The following is a 17,471-nucleotide window of genomic DNA, read 5'->3' as shown; positions in this document are numbered from 1 at the left end:
GCATAACATACATTTGATTTTTACAACGACTGATTGTAATAGAGAAAAAGAAAACAATCGGAAGTTTTATTTTAATAAAAGAGGAGCGTATTTCCTATGATCGGTATTTTAAAAAAGGTGTTTGATGTAAACCAACGCCAAATTAAACGTATGCAAAAGACAGTTGAGCAAATTGATGCATTAGAGTCATCTATTAAGCCACTAACTGATGAACAATTAAAAGGAAAGACGCTTGAATTTAAAGAACGTCTAACAAAAGGTGAAACAGTAGATGATCTACTACCTGAAGCTTTTGCAGTTGTTCGCGAGGCGGCAACTCGTGTTCTTGGAATGCGTCCATATGGCGTACAGTTAATGGGTGGTATTGCCTTACATGAAGGGAATATTTCTGAGATGAAAACGGGTGAAGGTAAAACGTTAACATCTACATTACCTGTATATTTAAATGCTTTAACAGGAAAAGGTGTTCACGTTGTTACAGTCAATGAATACTTAGCACAACGTGATGCGAACGAAATGGGACAACTTCATGAGTTCCTTGGCTTAACGGTAGGAATTAACTTAAATAGTATGTCACGCGAAGAGAAACAAGAGGCTTATGCTGCTGATATTACGTATAGCACAAATAATGAGCTTGGATTCGATTACTTACGTGACAACATGGTTTTATATAAAGAGCAGTGCGTTCAACGTCCACTTCATTTTGCTATTATCGATGAAGTCGATTCTATTTTAGTCGATGAAGCACGTACGCCGCTTATTATTTCGGGACAAGCTCAAAAATCAACAGAGCTATACATGTTTGCAAATGCATTCGTTCGTACGTTAGAAAATGAAAAAGAGTATTCATTTGATGTGAAAACGAAAAATGTAATGTTAACAGAAGATGGTATTACGAAAGCAGAGAAAGCTTTCCATATTGAAAACTTATTCGATTTAAAACATGTAGCACTTCTTCACCATATTAATCAGGGGCTTCGTGCACACGTTGTTATGCACCGTGATACAGATTATGTTGTACAAGAAGGCGAAATCGTAATTGTAGACCAATTCACTGGTCGTCTTATGAAAGGTCGTCGTTATAGCGAAGGATTACACCAAGCAATTGAAGCAAAAGAAGGTGTAGAAATTCAAAATGAAAGTATGACACTTGCGACAATTACATTCCAGAACTACTTCCGTATGTATGAAAAATTATCTGGTATGACTGGTACAGCGAAAACAGAGGAAGAGGAATTCCGTAACATTTACAATATGAACGTTATTGTAATTCCAACAAACAAACCGATTATTCGTGATGATCGTGCTGATTTAATCTTTAAATCAATGGAAGGTAAGTTCAATGCTGTTGTTGAGGATATTGTAAATCGTCATAAACAAGGGCAACCTGTTCTTGTAGGTACAGTTGCAATTGAAACTTCAGAGCTTATTTCAAAAATGTTAACGCGTAAAGGTGTACGTCATAACATTTTAAATGCGAAAAACCATGCACGTGAAGCAGATATTATTGCGGAAGCTGGTATGAAAGGTGCTGTAACGATTGCGACGAATATGGCTGGTCGTGGTACAGATATTAAGCTTGGAGATGATGTGAAAATCTTCGGTCTAGCAGTTATCGGTACAGAACGTCATGAAAGCCGTCGTATTGATAATCAGTTACGTGGTCGTGCTGGTCGTCAAGGGGATCCTGGTGTGACGCAGTTCTACTTATCGATGGAAGATGAATTAATGCGCCGATTTGGTTCAGATAATATGAAAGCAATGATGGATCGTCTTGGTATGGATGATTCCCAGCCAATTGAAAGTAAAATGGTTTCTCGAGCGGTAGAGTCTGCACAAAAACGTGTTGAAGGAAATAACTATGATGCACGTAAGCAGTTATTACAATACGATGATGTACTTCGTCAGCAACGTGAAGTGATTTATAAGCAGCGTCAAGAAGTAATGGAATCGGAAAACTTACGTGGCATTATTGAAGGTATGATGAAATCTACAGTAGAACGTGCTGTTGCGCTTCACACACAAGAGGAAATTGAAGAAGATTGGAACATTAAAGGTCTTGTTGACTACTTAAATACAAACCTTCTTCAAGAAGGAGACGTAAAAGAAGAAGAATTACGTCGCCTTGCTCCTGAGGAAATGAGCGAACCGATTATCGCGAAATTAATAGAGCGTTACAATGACAAAGAAAAGCTTATGCCAGAAGAGCAAATGCGTGAGTTTGAGAAAGTTGTTGTATTCCGCGTTGTAGATACAAAATGGACGGAGCATATTGATGCGATGGATCACCTTCGTGAAGGTATTCATTTACGTGCTTACGGTCAAATTGATCCACTTCGTGAGTACCAAATGGAAGGATTTGCGATGTTCGAGTCAATGGTTGCTTCTATTGAAGAGGAAATTTCTCGTTACATTATGAAAGCTGAAATTGAACAAAACTTAGAACGTCAAGAAGTTGTTCAAGGTGAAGCTGTTCATCCATCTAGCGACGGCGAAGAAGCGAAGAAAAAGCCAGTTGTAAAAGGTGACCAAGTGGGCCGCAACGATTTATGTAAATGTGGTAGCGGTAAAAAATATAAAAACTGCTGTGGTATTGTTCAGTAATATAGGGCGGTAGCTTTGGCTGTTTTGCAAACTTTTATATCAAAAATGTATAATTAAGAAGGGTTAAACTCTCTCCGTAATAAGTGGAGAGAGTTTCCCTTGTTTTCATACGAAAGTAACAGCAATTACATAGAGGTGAAGGAAATGGAATTAGTAGAAATTAGACAGGAATTAGAGAAAATGGCTAAGCGATTAGCGGCTTTTAGGGGGTCTCTTTGACCTTCCTACTAAGGAGAAACAAATTGCAGAATTAGAAGAAAAAATGATGAGCGCAGGATTTTGGGATGACCAACAAGGCGCGCAAGCTGTAATTAATGAAGCGAATGCGTTAAAAGATATGGTTGGAAGTTTCCGTCAATTAGATGAAACATTCGAAAATTTAGAAGTAACGCATGAGCTTTTAAAAGAAGAATACGATGAAGATTTACATGAGGAATTAGAGTCAGAAGTAAAAGGCTTAATTCAAGAAATGAATGAGTATGAGCTTCAGTTACTATTAAGTGATCCTTATGATAAAAATAATGCAATTTTAGAATTACATCCAGGTGCAGGTGGAACTGAGTCACAAGACTGGGGTTCTATGTTATTACGTATGTATACACGTTGGGCTGAAAAACGTGGATTTAAAGTAGAAACGGTTGACTATTTACCGGGTGATGAAGCTGGTATTAAGAGTGTAACTTTATTAATTAAAGGTCATAACGCTTACGGTTACTTAAAAGCAGAGAAAGGTGTACATCGTCTTGTACGTATTTCACCATTTGATTCTTCAGGTCGTCGTCATACATCGTTCGTATCTTGTGAAGTTGTACCAGAGTTCAATGATGAAGTTGAAATCGAAGTACGTACAGAAGATTTAAAAATTGATACGTACCGCGCAAGTGGAGCGGGTGGGCAGCACGTTAATACGACAGATTCAGCAGTTCGTATTACACATACACCGACAAATACAGTTGTAACGTGTCAGTCAGAGCGTTCACAAATTAAAAACCGTGAGCATGCGATGAAGATGTTAAAAGCGAAATTATATCAAAAGAAACTAGAAGAGCAACAAGCACAATTAGATGAAATCCGCGGGGAACAAAAAGAAATCGGATGGGGTAGCCAAATCCGTTCTTACGTATTCCACCCGTATTCTCTTGTAAAAGACCACCGTACAAATACGGAGGTTGGTAACGTACAAGCAGTTATGGATGGAGAGATTGATCCATTTATTGATGCTTACTTACGTTCTCGCATCTAATAAGTGAAAAAAAGCCAACTAAATTGTTGGCCCACGCTGAGGATATAGAGGATATAAAGAATTTGATTTTATTTTTATAGATGAAGTAAAGAGGAAGAGAAGTTGGAAACGACAACTTCTCTTTTTGATGGGATTATATGTAGATTACAATGGTGTATATTGTTTTGTAAAAAGTAGAGAATAGTAAAATAGAGCGATAATAGGGTAAAGATTTATATAGAACATTTCTAATTTTCCTTTTAAAAAGGATTCTTTATAGAAGTTTTTTAAGCTGTTCACAGAATTGAAACAACTTATGAAAGCTTTATTTTATCAAGGTTCTCACTGTATTTTTGAGGAATATGAAATACACCTTAGTTTTTCTATATAAAGATAATGCTTATAATGAAAATGAGTGTGTTAGGAATAAAAAGAATATCAACAATGGGGAGCGATAGAAGTGAAAAAGAAATTGTTGGCTATTGCGCTAGGGACATCGGTTGTTTTTGCTTTAGGAGCATGCGGAAATAAAGAAGAGAGTAAGTCTTCGAAACAGTCTGCAAGCACAGACAGCGCAGAACAAATTTTCCAAAGAAGTTGTGCTGGATGTCACGCGACAGATTTATCAGGGGCAACTGGACCTGATTTAAGAAAAGTAGGCGGTAAGTACGACGCTGCAGATATCGAAGAGATTATTAAAAAAGGCCGCGGTTCAATGTCACCAGGACTTATTCAAGGTGAAGATGCGAAAAAAGTATCTGAATGGTTAGCTGAACATAAATAAAAAAGGTGAACTGGACGAGTTGATAATATAGGTCAACTCGTTTTCCTTTTCATTTATGTAACATAACTGTAACAAAAATGTATCCGAACTGGAAACCGTTTGATGTTACAATGGGGTTTGTAGAATTTTGCTGAAATATATTACATAGAGTGGTATTGCTTATGAGAAAGCATAAGTAAACTACCTTCAACAAGGATGACTAAGTGAAAATGAAGGATGTCTTTTATTTTCAGATGTACAGAAAAGTATTTCGAAAAAAATCATTAAGTATTGGGTGATAAATAATGATAAAAATGACGAATGTTTATAAGGAGTACCCGAATGGTATGAAAGCCATTGCTGGTCTTACAGTTAACATTAAACAAGGTGAGTTCGTATACGTAGTTGGACCGAGTGGAGCCGGAAAATCTACATTTATTAAAATGATGTATCGTGAAGAGAAGCCATCTACAGGATCAATTAATGTAAATGGACTTGTTATTGAAACATTGGCAGAAAGAGATGTTCCATATTTTCGTCGTCAATTAGGCGTAATTTTCCAAGATTTTAAATTACTACCTAAATTAACGGTATATGAGAATGTTTCGTTTGCTTTAGAAGTAATTGAAGAAGAACCAGATGCAATTCGTGAGCGTGTAACAGAGGTTTTAGGTCTTGTAGGTCTTGAAGATCGTGCAGATGCAATTCCAAGTGAACTTTCAGGTGGAGAGCAACAACGTGTTGCGATTGCAAGAGCGATTGTAAATCGACCAAAGGTTGTAATTGCTGATGAGCCAACAGGTAACTTAGATATTGAAACAGCTCTTGATATTATGAAGATTTTTACTCGCATTAATGAGCGTGGTACAACAATTGTTATGGCGACGCATAATGCAGATATCGTAAATACAATCCGTCATCGTGTAATCGCGATTGAAGGCGGAAAAATTGTTCGAGACGAGATTGAGGGAGGATACGGATATGAAGGCTAAGACCCTTAGTCGACATTTGCGAGAAGGTGTAAAGAATCTATCACGTAACGGATGGATGACATTTGCTTCTGTTAGTGCAGTAACAGTTACATTATTACTTGTAGGTGTCTTTTTAACAGCGATTATGAATATGAACCATTTTGCGACGAAAGTAGAGCAAGATGTAGAGATTCGTGTACACATTGATCCAGCTGCGAAAGAAGCTGATCAAAAGAAATTAGAAGAAGATATGAGTAAGATTGCAAAAGTAGATTCTATTAAATATTCTTCTAAAGAAGAAGAGTTAAAACGTTTAATTAAAAGCTTAGGTGATAGCGGAAAAACGTTTGAGTTATTTGAACAAGATAACCCACTTAAAAACGTATTCGTTGTAAAAGCAAAAGAACCAACAGATACAGCGACAATCGCGAAGAAGGTTGAAAAAATGCAGTTTGTCAGTAATGTTCAGTACGGAAAAGGGCAAGTTGAACGATTATTTGATACTGTAAAAACTGGTCGTAACATTGGGATTGCGTTAATTGCTGGTCTTTTATTCACAGCAATGTTCTTAATCTCTAACACAATTAAAATTACAATTTATGCTCGTAGTACAGAAATTGAAATTATGAAACTTGTTGGTGCAACAAACTGGTTCATTCGTTGGCCATTCTTGCTAGAGGGGTTATTCTTAGGAGTATTAGGATCAATTATTCCAATTGGCCTAATTCTAGTTACGTATAATTCGTTGCAAGGTGTGTTTAACGAAAAACTTGGCGGAACAATTTTCGAGCTTCTACCATACAGTCCTTTCGTATTCCAATTAGCTGGTTTACTAGTGTTAATCGGTGCGTTAATCGGTATGTGGGGAAGTGTAATGTCAATTCGTCGTTTCTTAAAAGTATAAAAAGTTGCAAACATAATTCGTACAAGCTTATCATATAGTAGAAATAGGTAAAGGCATCACACACTGTGTGATGCCTTTTGCTACACCACCTGTGTGTTTTGGAAAGGGGAATTCCGCATTGAAACGTAGAGTTGCAATTATTGGAATGGTTGTTGCATTTTTAATTGGTGCTGGCGGAATGTTTGCAGGCATGTCTGTATTTGGGGTTAACCCAGCAGAAGTAACGCAAACAATTTCGAGTGGGAATGCTAGCACTGCGCAAGGGAATTTGGCAAAAATTAATGAGGCGTATGCACTAATTGATTCACGTTATGTGGAAGACGTGAAAGATGAAAAGTTAGTTGAAGGTGCAATACAAGGCATGTTGTCTACGCTGAAGGACCCTTATTCCACGTATATGGATAAAGAAACAGCCAAACAGTTTAGTGAATCGCTTGATCCTGAATTAGAGGGGATTGGGGCTGAGGTGAACAAAACGGACGATAAGCTTATTATCGTATCGCCAATTAAAGGTTCACCAGCAGAAAAGATAGGAATTAAACCGAATGACCAAATTTTATCTGTAGATGGAAACAGTGTGAAAGACTTATCACGTGAAGAAGCAGTATTAAAGATCCGTGGTAAAAAAGGAACGACTGTCGCAATTGAAATTAAACGTGCGGGAGTAACTGATCCGATTGTATTTAAAATTAAGCGTGAAAAAATTCCGATCTTTACAGTGTTTAGTTCTGTGAAGCAAGAGAGCGGAAGAGATATCGGTTATATGCAAATCACTTCTTTTGCTGAAAATACAGCGAAGGAATTTAAGGATCAGTTAAAAGAGTTAGAGAAGAAAAATATAAAAGGCTTAGTTATTGACGTGCGTGGTAATCCTGGTGGCTATTTAAATAGTGTAGAAGATATACTGGGAGAAATTATGACGAATAAAAAGCCGATGCTACAAGTAGAGCAGCGAAATGGTGAGAAGAAGAAATTCTCTACGGAACTGAAAGAGAGAAAACCATATCCAATTTCAGTATTAATTGATAATGGAAGTGCTTCTGCTTCAGAGATTTTAGCTGGTGCACTGAAAGAAGGAGAAGGATACGATTTAATTGGTGAAAAGACATTTGGTAAAGGTACTGTCCAGCAAGCTGTTCCATTTAAAGACGGTAGCAACATTAAATTAACGATGTTTAAATGGTTAACACCGGATGGGAACTGGATTCATAAAAAAGGAATCGCGCCAACAGTAGAAGTGAAGCAACCAAATTATTATCATGCGACACCAATTCAAATTGAAAAAACACTTTCATACAATTCAAATGATGTACAAGTAAAACATGCTCAAGAAATGCTTAAGAGCTTAGGATATGTACCAGGTCGTGAAGATGGATACTTTAGTAAAGAGACAGAATCAGCGCTGAAAGCATTCCAAAATGCGAATGAAATGGAAGCGACAGGACAGCTTGATAAAAAGACAGCTGAAGCGATTCAAACTAAAATTATCGAAAAAATCCGTTCTGGAGAAAATGATCTACAATTACAGTCAGCATTAAAATTAATGGCAAAATAAGAAGAAATACAGGCAGTTTGCTGCCTGTATTTTTTTGTGTTAAACAAACGTTTGTTTAGTTATGATAATATAAAAAGAAAGAATGATATAAATGGTGGTGAATGAGTTCGTGGAGTCGTGGATTTTTGAAATAATGCGGGCAGTTGGACGTTTTTTCTTACACCCTGCTGTCTATATATTTGTAATAAGTAGTATCTTCGTTGGATACTTACGTATGTTAAGAGAACGAAAAGATTTTTCTTTTAAAGTTTATGATATTTGGTTTGAACTGCGAACCTCTCTATTTGCAGGGATTGGATACGGATTAGTAGTATCTATTATTACGATTGGGCTTGGACTTGTTGTTTCTAAAGCAAGCTTATGGGCCATTTTAATTTGGACATTACTATTTGGATTAACGGCTATGTATCGATATTTATCAGCGGCTTATACATTTAGCATTGCGATTGTATGTGTTCTATTATCTTCTAAGCTACCAGTTTCCTTCTTACAGCTTCGAGAAGGTGAAGAGAATACCATTGTATCCCTTGCTATTTTGCTAGGCGTTATGCTTATTGTAGAAGGCTTATTGATTTCTAAAAACGCAGTAGGATATTCTACACCGAAGATTAGGAAGGGGAAGCGTGGATTAAAGATTGGTTTACACGAATCAAAGCGTTTATGGATCGTTCCTATTTTTATTCTTGTACCGGGTGATGCGGTAACGCAGTTTATTTCATGGTGGCCTGTCGTTTCAATAGGTTCAAATACATATTCTCTATTTCTCGTTCCATTTTTAATTGGATTTATGAGAAAGATTAAAAGTTATGAGCCGACGGAAGCTTTATTATTTACAGGAAGACGTGTTTATGGGTTAGCAGGACTTGTGCTCGTTTTAGGAATCGTAAGTTACTGGTGGCATGTACTTGCAATTATCGCGATGGGAGTCGCAATGCTTGGGCGTTTCACAATTTCGATGCAAGAGAAAATTACTGATGAAACAAGACCAGCGTATTTTGCTGCACGCAATGATGGGCTTGTTGTACTAGATACAATCCCAAATACAATTGGAGCAGAGCTAAAATTACTACCTGGAGAAATTATTACGAAAGTAAATGGAGTCATTCCAAAAAGCGCCGAGGAATTTTATGATGCGCTTCAAACGAAGACGACAGGAGCATTTTGTAAATTAGAAGTATTAGATACAAATGGTGAGCTTCGTCTTGCACAAACTGCATTATATGCTGGTGGACATCACGAATTAGGTATTGTATTCGTTGAGCAGGAGCATGAGTGGGATTCGGAAGCGATGTAATAGAAGGAATGGTATCACCTTGTGGTGGTACCTTTTTTGTTTTGGGGGAGGGTAGTTAGTAAATGAAATTTATATCGGCGATTATTTGAATAGATCGACTCTCTGGAAAAAATGACAAATACCAAAAATCTTATTTTTAGTTTCATAGACGGATAACTTGAATAATTATTTGATAATGGTTATCATTTAGAGAGTCTTTTTAATTTTGGAAAATGGAGGTAAGATATGCTGCGTAAATTTTTTTCTTACTATAAACCGTATAAAGGTTTATTTATACTCGACTTTTCTTGTGCGGTTGTCGCAGGATTACTAGAACTTGGCTTCCCGCTTATCGTAAATCAATTTATTGATAAGTTATTGCCAGGACAAAACTGGACGCTTATTTTATGGGCTTGTTTCGGTTTACTTGCAGTGTATATATTAAATGCAGGCTTACAATATGTTGTTACATATTGGGGACATATGCTTGGTGTTAACATTGAAACGGATATGAGGCAGAAATTATTTGATCATATTCAAAAGCTATCATTTAGATTTTTTGACAATAATAAAACAGGTCATTTAATTTCACGTCTTACAAACGACTTAATGGAAATTGGGGAAATTGCTCACCATGGACCAGAAGATTTATTTATCGCTATTATGACTTTAGTTGGGGCATTTTCATTTATGATGATGATCAACTGGAAGTTAGCGCTATTAACGTTCTTCGTCATTCCATTCTTATTATGGTTAGCACTTTACTTCAACAAAAAAATGACAGGTACATTTAGACGTTTATTCTCAGACGTTGCTGACTTCAATGCATGTATTGAGAATAATGTTGGTGGTATTCGCGTAGTACAAGCATTTGGAAATGAAAAGTTTGAGAAAGAGCAATTTGCTGTTAACAACGCTCGTTTCCGCACAACGAAATTAATGGCGTATAAAATTATGGCATTAAATTCATCGATTAGTTATATGCTCATGCGTCTCGTAACACTCTTCGTCTTAATATGCGGTACATGGTTTGTTCTGCAAGGTGAATTAACGTACGGTGGATTTATTGGATTCGTTCTATTAACGAATATTTTCTTCCGCCCAATTGAAAAAATTAATGCGGTAATCGAAAGCTATCCGAAAGGGATCGCTGGTTTTAAGAGATATGTAGAGCTTCTTGAAACAGAGCCAGATATTGTAGACTCTAAAGGTGCGATGGAAGTTAAACATGTACATGGTGATATTCAATATAACAACATTACGTTCGGATATGAAAATAAAGAACCGATTTTAAATGACATTAGTTTGAACATACATGCAGGTGAAACGGTTGCGTTCGTTGGACCATCAGGAGCTGGAAAAACAACGTTATGTAGTTTACTCCCACGTTTTTATGAACAATCGTCTGGTTCAATCCGAATTGATGGTATTGATACGAAAGATATGACATTATCTTCACTTCGTAAACAAATTGGAATTGTGCAGCAAGATGTGTTCTTATTCTCAGGAACGATTCGTGAAAATATTGCTTACGGAAATTTAAAGGCGTCAGAAGCTGAAATTTGGCAGGCGGTAAAACGTGCGCAGTTAGAAGACTTAATTTACTCACAACCAGACGGTTTAGATACCGTTATCGGTGAGCGTGGTGTGAAACTTTCTGGTGGACAGAAACAGCGTCTAGCGATTGCTCGTATGTTCTTGAAAAACCCACCAATTTTAATATTAGATGAAGCGACTTCTGCATTAGATACAGAGACGGAACTAGCGATTCAAAAATCGCTTGCAGAACTATCTGTCGGCCGTACAACATTAGTTATCGCTCACAGGCTTGCAACGATTAAAAATGCAGATCGTATCGTCGTTGTAAATAAAGATGGTATTGCAGAACAAGGTTCGCATGAGGAACTAATTGAGCAAGGCGGAGGATACAGCCGATTATACGAAGCTCAGTTCAGTTCATAAATATAATTTCTGCTGAATTAGTGCACCATAAGTAAGTGAAAATCTTATATGGGAGGCTATAAAGCATGATTGTAACAACAACGTCTACAATTCAAGGAAAAGAAATTATTGAGTACATCGATATCGTCAATGGAGAAGCGATTATGGGCGCGAATATCGTTCGTGACCTTTTCGCTTCTGTTCGTGACGTTGTCGGCGGCCGCGCGGGTGCTTATGAAAGTAAATTAAAAGAAGCGCGCGACATCGCAATGGAAGAAATGAAAACTTTCGCAAGACAAAAAAATGCGAATGCAATTGTTGGTATCGACGTGGATTACGAAGTAGTTCGCGAAGGGATGTTAATGGTTGCGGTGAGCGGGACTGCTGTCCGTATATAAAAGTGAAAAAGCCGTGCTGATGCACGGTTTTTTCACTTTTATTAATGCTATTCTGTGTCGAAGTTCCAATATTTCTTGGGAAATGCGGAAGGCCTTGTCGATATATAGGGAAGACATTAGAGCGCTTCTTTACATTTTCGGATTTGAACTAATAATGTTTCGTATTCTTGTTCGAGAGATGTGATGTCATCGTGATGATTTGGTATGGAAATTCGGCCGATGATTTCTGTTAATTTTGTTTGTAATCGTAATAATTCTTGTTCAGTAACGTTTACAGAATCCCCGGTTGTTCTTTTTGTGTATTGCTCGTAATTACCATGGAATATTCTTGGTTCACTCTCATCTACTTGTAGAATATGGTCTGCAACAGAGCGAATAAAGGCACGGTCATGGCTAATGAAAAGTATTGTGCCAGGGTATTCTTGTAACATAATTTCTAATTCTTCTTGCGTCGCTAAGTCTAAATAGTTTGTCAAACTTATTTCTGTTCGCTATTTTTGAATTTATTATTATACAATTGTGCTTTTGCCAGCGCCTCAGCATCGTTTTGGATTTCATCTAGTCCATTCGCATCCCCAATAATATATCCTTCAAATGATGAACCAACAAAATCAAAGATGTATTGAAACTGAGCGATAAGCGGCAATGCTTTCAGTTTAGGATTGTCTCCGCCAACGATGACAACATACATTTTTTTGCCTTTCATTTTTTCTTTGAAATGAAGAGATGTATCGCGCAAGCTTTGTGACCAACGATCGACGAAGTTTTTCATATGTCCGCTCATTCCGTACCAGTATAGCGGTGTAGCAAAGATAATTGTGTCGTGCTCTAACATGCGTTTCGTTAACTGCTCATAATCATCATTTACAGGTTGGAATCCTTCTGCATCATGACGTTGGTCTGTAATAGGATGGACTGTATGGTCTCGCAAGTGAATTTGTTCTGTTTCAATGCCCTCTATCATCATATGTGTTAAAGCTTCTGTATTTCCGTTTTGTCTTGAACTGCCATGTATAACAAACATGTAATCATCCCTTTTCTTTTGCTTGTTTTAGGAGTGAAACGTGTTTTTGCAAATTTGTTTGAATGTTGGAAAGCAATGAGATTTGCTTTGTTACTTCATTGAGTTTATCTTCATAAAGCGTAAGAATGCTGCTGCACGGATTGTCGTATAGGTGCGGTTCAATTGCAAGGCAACGCAGCATCCTTGCCGTCTCTTCTAAATTTAAGCCAATTTGTAAGTACATTTGAATAAGCTCCACTTTTTCGATGGCACTTTCATCAAAATCACGGTAGCCATTTGCGAGGCGCTTAGAAGGGAGTAGTCCCTTTTCTTCGTAATGTCTTAGTGATCTTTCACTAACGCCAGTTTCTTTTGATAATTCTCCAATTCGCAATGTGTTTCACTCCTTTTACATGTATTGTAAACCTTCACACTAATGTGAAGGTCAATGCTGTTTTTTCGCAAAAGAGTCTACATGATTTAAAAACACCTGAATGGCTTTAGACGGGATGAAGTATTTGCCGCGCACGATGGAGAATGGACGGATGAGTTGTTCATTTGGAACTTCGACGTGGAATAGCTCTTTTGCCAGTAGCTCTTTTCGTACAGTCCAATCAGAAAGTATAGCGATGCCAAGTCCGGCACTAACTGCTTCCTTAACGCTTTGGATACTACTAAATGTAAAGAATCGTTTCATTTTCAAATGGTGTTGATGAATAAAGCGGTCACTATAAGCGCGTGTACCAGAACCACTTTCTCTTAATACCCATACTTGATCTTGGAGTGTACTTTCATTTATTTCATTTGTGCGGAGCAGTGGATGATTTGGAGGGACGACGAGCTTCATTTCATCTTGCATAAACGTTTCAACGTCAACGTCGGCGTATACGACTTGCCCTTCCACTAAGCCGATATCGATTTGATTAGAGCGAAGACTTTGTAAAACGTCTTCTGTATTTGAGATAAAGGTATGAACTTCGACGTGTGGATTTTCATTCGCATAGTTAGCCAGTATTTTTGGAAGTAAGTATTCGCCAATTGTGAAACTAGCACCGATGCGAAGAGTTCCTGTTACAACGTTATGTAATTCGTTAATTTCTTGTTTGGCTTCTTCGTAAAGAGAGAGCATTTGCTTTGCATGTATATATAGTATGTTTCCAGCCTCCGTCACTTGGACGTGCTTTGGGGAGCGCTGAATAAGAGTAGTGCCAAATTCGTTTTCTAAGTTGCGTATATGCATACTTACGCCAGGTTGTGAAAGGTTTAATAATTCTGCTGCACGTGAGAAGTGTTTCTGTTCAACGACAGTAACAAATATTTTTAAAATGTCTACGTTCATGTAATGGGCTCCTTTCTTTTTCTATCATCTTATCATAAGTATTTCTGATGATAGAGATTTGGTATTGATATTAAACTTATTATAGAAACTCTCTTATAATGTAAGTAGAAAGAACATGCATGTTCCAATACGATTATTGGGGTGGTACAAGGTGGAACAAACACTTGTTATACAAAAGAAGAAGGGCTTTGGATTTTCGCAAGGAATTGGGATTACATTATTAATCGCAATTGCCGCGAAATATTTAGCTGGGCTTCCATTTTTAAATATTATGGGACAATTAGTAATTGCTATTCTAATTGGGATGGTTTGGCGCGCTGCAATTGGAGTTCCTCATGATGCGATTGCAGGAACGAACTTTGCGAGTAAGAAGTTACTGCGCTTTGGGATCATCTTACTTGGAATGCGATTAAATCTTGTTGATATTGCGAAGGCGGGGCCGAAAGTATTGGTCATCGCGGCGGTTGTTATTACATTTACTATTTTTGTTGTGTACGGACTAACGAAAGTATTTAAAGTAGAAAAGAAACTTGGGATTTTAACAGCATGCGGTACGGCAATTTGCGGCGCGGCCGCGGTTGTGGCAATTGCACCGCAAGTGAAAGCAAAAGATGACGAAACAGCAGTTGGAGCAGCGATTATCGCAATTTTAGGTACTATATTTACGCTTATTTATACGTTATTATATCCAGTGCTTGGTTTATCTCCATACGGTTACGGTGTATTCTCAGGTGCGACGCTGCATGAGATCGCCCATGTCATCGCAGCTGCGGCACCAGGAGGAAGCACGGCTGTAGACATCGCAGTTATCGTGAAATTAACGCGCGTTGCAATGCTTGTGCCAGTAGCGATTTTAATTGGATTATGGTTTGGTAAGAGTGAAGGTAGCGAGGAAAAAAAATCGTGGCGCGATCTTCCAATTCCGTGGTTCATCTTCGGATTTTTAGCGATGAGTGCAGTGCATTCGCTCGGGGTTATACCAGAAGTTGTTGCCGGCTACATTGTTGTCATTGCTTACATGCTGATTGCAATGGCGATGGCGGGGCTTGGTTTAAATGTAGAGTTTAAAACGTTCCGTAAGTTAGGAAGTAAGGCATTCGTGGCGGGGCTGATCGGCTCGGTTTGCCTTTCTATTCTTGGATACGTTCTTGTATATGCGTTAGGATTTATGTAGTAGGACGAAGAAGCTGTTCCAAAAGATATTTTGGGACAGCTTCTTTCTTATGCTTATAGTGCTATCGATGTCGATATATTAAAAAAACGCTGATATAAATTGAACTACTCTTGTACTTTGTTAGAGTAGATGTTTAGTGAAATGTTTTTCTAAAATTTGTAAAGATATCTTTACTTGTTGCTGGAAAATATTTATAATTTAAGTAAAGATATCTTTACTTTTGAAGGTGGATCCTATGGGTGTGAAAAATAAAATAAAAGAGTTAAGAAAGCAAAATCATATAACACAAGTTGAAATGGCAAAGGCGATGCAGGTGACGCGGCAGACGATAGTGGCGATTGAAAATCATCATTACAATCCGAGTCTAGAGTTATCCTTAAAAATCGCCAAGTATTTTGGAGTGAAGGTGGAGGAAATCTTTACGCTGAAGTAAGGGAGAAAGAAAATAAATGATAAGTTTGAGAGATTTCAATTAGATTAAACGTTTAAATATATAAGGATTGGTTTTGGTTTATTGATAAGTATCGCATCAACGAGCGTGTTAGCAACAAGGAATAGATAGAAAAAAGGGGAACTGGGATGGGATTACCGGTATTATGTGTCGCTACGGCTATTTTTGCTTTGTTTTGGGGAATGCAGAACTTCTCTCGTAATCCAGTGCCAAGTATTTGTATTATGCTCGGTACTGTCGGTTTATCATATTATTTATTAGTTTCAGCTCATTATCATAAAACAGCAACGAGTGTTGTTGTTGGAGCACTTATTTTATTTTGTGGGCGCGCCATACAAAAGGGGTTATTTCCATAAAAGCTGTTTATACACTTTGTATAAACAGCTTTTTGTATTTTTTTACAAATTACTTGAAAGTTACGTAACGTCATCTTTTATAATGAAGGGGAAGAGGTGATGGTAGTGATTTCAATACAAGAATTGACGAGAGAAACAGGGGTTACAGTACGTACATTACGTTATTACGATCAAATAGATTTGTTAAAGCCGAGCGGGAAAACAGAAGGTGGGCATCGTTTATATAGTGAAGTTGACGTAATAAGGCTGCAACAAATTTTATTTTTAAAGGAAATGGGATTTTCATTAAAAGAGGCTGCGAATATGTTAGTAAAAGGTGAGCTTAACTTAAAGGATTCTCTTGAAAAACAACTTCGGTTTGTACAGGAAGAACAAAAGAAATTTAATCGAATGGAGCGTGTTTTACAAGCTGTTGTTTATTCGGTAGATGTGGAGGGAGATCTTGATTGGAAAGTTATGTTTGAACTTATTCAGCTTTCGAAACAGTCTCCTCGTATACGTGAAATATTCCAAAATGAAGTGTTTTCAAAGGAAGAACAAAAGTTGCTTCACAATTTGCCGAATATGAGTGAAGAAGATCCGAATGTTTTAGAATGGGTAGATTTATTAAAGCAATTCCGTACTTTTATGAAGGAAGGTAAAGAAGCTGCTAATGATGAGGTACAAGGGGCAACGAAAAAATTAATGCAGAAGTGTTTAGAAATGGCTAATGGTGACGAAGCATTTTTAGATAAGTTATGGGAAGTTAGAAAATCGAAGGAAGATTCACAGAAAATGAGCATGTATCCAATTGAAGAAGAACTTTTAATATATATGGATGAAGCTTTTCGTATTTATGATGAAAAGGAGAAGGATAAATGAGTATACTCGCAGAATATCGTTGGTATTTTTTAATTGGGGCAGAAATTGTATTTTGGTTATCAGCTATCGGTTTCTTTTTACTCCGTTACGGATTCCGTTTGAAAAAGGCGAGCTTTATTATGGGGATTGTACTCCTCGTAAATGAAGTGTTTATTTTAACATTAGGGGTAGTGGACTATTATCAAACAGGAAAGTTCTCTAATTTTCAAATCATTACTGTAATTATTTTATTGTATGCAGTTTTCTACGGGAAAAAGGATTTGAAGAAGCTGGATATATTTGCGCAAAAGCTAGTTGCGAAATGGCGTAATGAACCAGCGCCAATTATGGAAGAGCACGTAGAATTAACAGGTATGGCCTATGCGAAGCAGGAAATAAAAAATTGGGTATTACATCTTGTTTTATTCGTTGGTGTGCACATATTCTTTTTCTTCGCGTATGGATTTATTCCGTTTGAACAATGGGGTAATTGGTTAGAATCAGGAATCGTTTTAAATAAAGCTGCAAGCCGCGTGAGCCAAGTGTGGGCAATTATATTTTTAGTTGATACAGCGATTTCATTTTCATATGTGATTTTTCCGAAGAAGGAGAAAGGAAAAGAAAAGCTACTTTCATAGTTGAAAGTAGCTTTTGGGTATACAAATAATTTTTATAGG

Annotated in this window: 18 protein-coding genes and 1 pseudogene; 15 read left to right on the top strand and 4 right to left on the bottom strand. The window is 37.3% G+C overall.

The features are described 5' to 3' along the window. Nucleotides 1-96 precede the first annotated feature (96 nt). The 9 genes from secA (at nt 97) to NZ044_RS25490 (ending at nt 11,631) form a co-directional block, all read left to right on the top strand. A complete protein-coding gene (gene secA, locus NZ044_RS25530) occupies nt 97-2,604 on the top strand; it encodes a preprotein translocase subunit SecA (protein WP_000579374.1) in 2,508 nt (835 codons plus the stop codon). A 144-nt stretch (nt 2,605-2,748) separates the two neighbouring features. Continuing rightward, nucleotides 2,749-3,847, top strand: a protein-coding gene (gene prfB / locus NZ044_RS25525) for a peptide chain release factor 2 (RefSeq protein ID WP_097807990.1) whose coding sequence is annotated in 2 segments (ribosomal slippage) — nt 2,749-2,820 and nt 2,822-3,847 — 1,098 coding nt in all. Because the reading frame shifts where the segments join, the coding sequence is not laid out codon by codon here. A 439-nt stretch (nt 3,848-4,286) separates the two neighbouring features. Then, the gene (gene cccB / locus NZ044_RS25520) at nt 4,287-4,610 is read left to right on the top strand and encodes a cytochrome c551 (protein ID WP_000727971.1); all 324 of its coding nucleotides are present in this window, start codon (nt 4,287-4,289) and stop codon (nt 4,608-4,610) included. A 284-nt stretch (nt 4,611-4,894) separates the two neighbouring features. Then, nucleotides 4,895-5,581, top strand: a complete 687-nt coding sequence (ftsE, locus tag NZ044_RS25515) for a cell division ATP-binding protein FtsE (protein WP_000594331.1) — start codon at nt 4,895-4,897, stop codon at nt 5,579-5,581. Next, nucleotides 5,571-6,464 (top strand): permease-like cell division protein FtsX, encoded by an 894-nt coding sequence (gene ftsX, locus NZ044_RS25510; RefSeq protein ID WP_000645028.1) that lies wholly within the window; start codon nt 5,571-5,573, stop codon nt 6,462-6,464. Before ftsE ends, ftsX begins: the two co-directional genes overlap by 11 nt. Nucleotides 6,465-6,582: 118 nt before the next feature. Beyond that, nucleotides 6,583-8,019, top strand: a complete 1,437-nt coding sequence (locus NZ044_RS25505) for a S41 family peptidase (RefSeq protein WP_000830306.1) — start codon at nt 6,583-6,585, stop codon at nt 8,017-8,019. A gap of 91 nt (nt 8,020-8,110) precedes the next feature. Continuing rightward, the gene (locus tag NZ044_RS25500; protein WP_063676082.1) at nt 8,111-9,313 is read left to right on the top strand and encodes a PDZ domain-containing protein; all 1,203 of its coding nucleotides are present in this window, start codon (nt 8,111-8,113) and stop codon (nt 9,311-9,313) included. A gap of 225 nt (nt 9,314-9,538) precedes the next feature. Next, entirely contained in the window at nt 9,539-11,254 is a 1,716-nt protein-coding gene (locus tag NZ044_RS25495; RefSeq protein ID WP_000944607.1) for an ABC transporter ATP-binding protein, read from the top strand. 65 nt (nt 11,255-11,319) lie between these two features. Further along, the gene (locus tag NZ044_RS25490) at nt 11,320-11,631 is read left to right on the top strand and encodes a heavy metal-binding domain-containing protein (RefSeq protein WP_000637523.1); all 312 of its coding nucleotides are present in this window, start codon (nt 11,320-11,322) and stop codon (nt 11,629-11,631) included. A gap of 116 nt (nt 11,632-11,747) precedes the next feature. Here NZ044_RS25490 and NZ044_RS25485 read toward each other — a convergent pair whose 3' ends face one another. Genes NZ044_RS25485 through NZ044_RS25470 form a run of 4 tightly spaced genes read right to left on the bottom strand, consistent with a single transcriptional unit; the run spans nt 11,748 to nt 13,973 of the window. Further along, the gene (locus tag NZ044_RS25485) at nt 11,748-12,107 is read right to left on the bottom strand and encodes a hypothetical protein (protein WP_000186323.1); all 360 of its coding nucleotides are present in this window, start codon (nt 12,105-12,107) and stop codon (nt 11,748-11,750) included. A gap of 2 nt (nt 12,108-12,109) precedes the next feature. Then, nucleotides 12,110-12,655, bottom strand: a complete 546-nt coding sequence (locus NZ044_RS25480; protein ID WP_000497616.1) for a flavodoxin family protein — start codon at nt 12,653-12,655, stop codon at nt 12,110-12,112. Between the two features lie 4 nt (nt 12,656-12,659). Next, nucleotides 12,660-13,028, bottom strand: a complete 369-nt coding sequence (locus tag NZ044_RS25475; protein ID WP_001219192.1) for a MerR family transcriptional regulator — start codon at nt 13,026-13,028, stop codon at nt 12,660-12,662. Nucleotides 13,029-13,079: 51 nt separating this feature from the next. Beyond that, complete coding sequence (locus NZ044_RS25470; RefSeq protein WP_001100016.1) at nt 13,080-13,973, bottom strand: LysR family transcriptional regulator; 894 nt, start codon at nt 13,971-13,973, stop codon at nt 13,080-13,082. Nucleotides 13,974-14,124: 151 nt separating this feature from the next. On the opposite strand from NZ044_RS25470, the gene NZ044_RS25465 reads away from it, so the two are divergent. The 6 genes and pseudogenes from NZ044_RS25465 (at nt 14,125) to NZ044_RS25445 (ending at nt 17,432) form a co-directional block, all read left to right on the top strand. After that, nucleotides 14,125-15,147 (top strand): YeiH family protein, encoded by a 1,023-nt coding sequence (locus NZ044_RS25465; RefSeq protein ID WP_000438423.1) that lies wholly within the window; start codon nt 14,125-14,127, stop codon nt 15,145-15,147. A gap of 235 nt (nt 15,148-15,382) precedes the next feature. Then, nucleotides 15,383-15,580: a helix-turn-helix transcriptional regulator gene (locus NZ044_RS25460; RefSeq protein WP_071731503.1), complete on the top strand. Its 198-nt coding sequence runs from the start codon at nt 15,383-15,385 to the stop codon at nt 15,578-15,580. 57 nt (nt 15,581-15,637) lie between these two features. After that, nucleotides 15,638-15,709, top strand: a pseudogene (locus NZ044_RS30895) (ATPase); the annotation flags it as partial. A 17-nt stretch (nt 15,710-15,726) separates the two neighbouring features. Further along, a complete protein-coding gene (locus NZ044_RS25455) occupies nt 15,727-15,954 on the top strand; it encodes a hypothetical protein (RefSeq protein ID WP_000524123.1) in 228 nt (75 codons plus the stop codon). A gap of 99 nt (nt 15,955-16,053) precedes the next feature. Further along, nucleotides 16,054-16,815 carry a MerR family transcriptional regulator gene (locus NZ044_RS25450; RefSeq protein ID WP_000260349.1) on the top strand — a complete coding sequence of 254 codons (762 nt, stop codon included), beginning with the start codon at nt 16,054-16,056 and terminating at the stop codon, nt 16,813-16,815. Next, nucleotides 16,812-17,432 (top strand): hypothetical protein, encoded by a 621-nt coding sequence (locus NZ044_RS25445; protein ID WP_016099279.1) that lies wholly within the window; start codon nt 16,812-16,814, stop codon nt 17,430-17,432. The genes NZ044_RS25450 and NZ044_RS25445 overlap by 4 nt, the downstream gene beginning before the upstream one ends. Nucleotides 17,433-17,471: the final 39 nt, after the last annotated feature.

The sequence above is a fragment of the Bacillus sp. FSL K6-1338 genome, assembly GCF_038006965.1.
In the GTDB taxonomy this organism is placed as follows: domain Bacteria; phylum Bacillota; class Bacilli; order Bacillales; family Bacillaceae_G; genus Bacillus_A; species Bacillus_A thuringiensis_S.
Note: the sequence above shows the minus strand (reverse complement) of the source record. Positions and strands in the feature narration are given on the sequence as shown.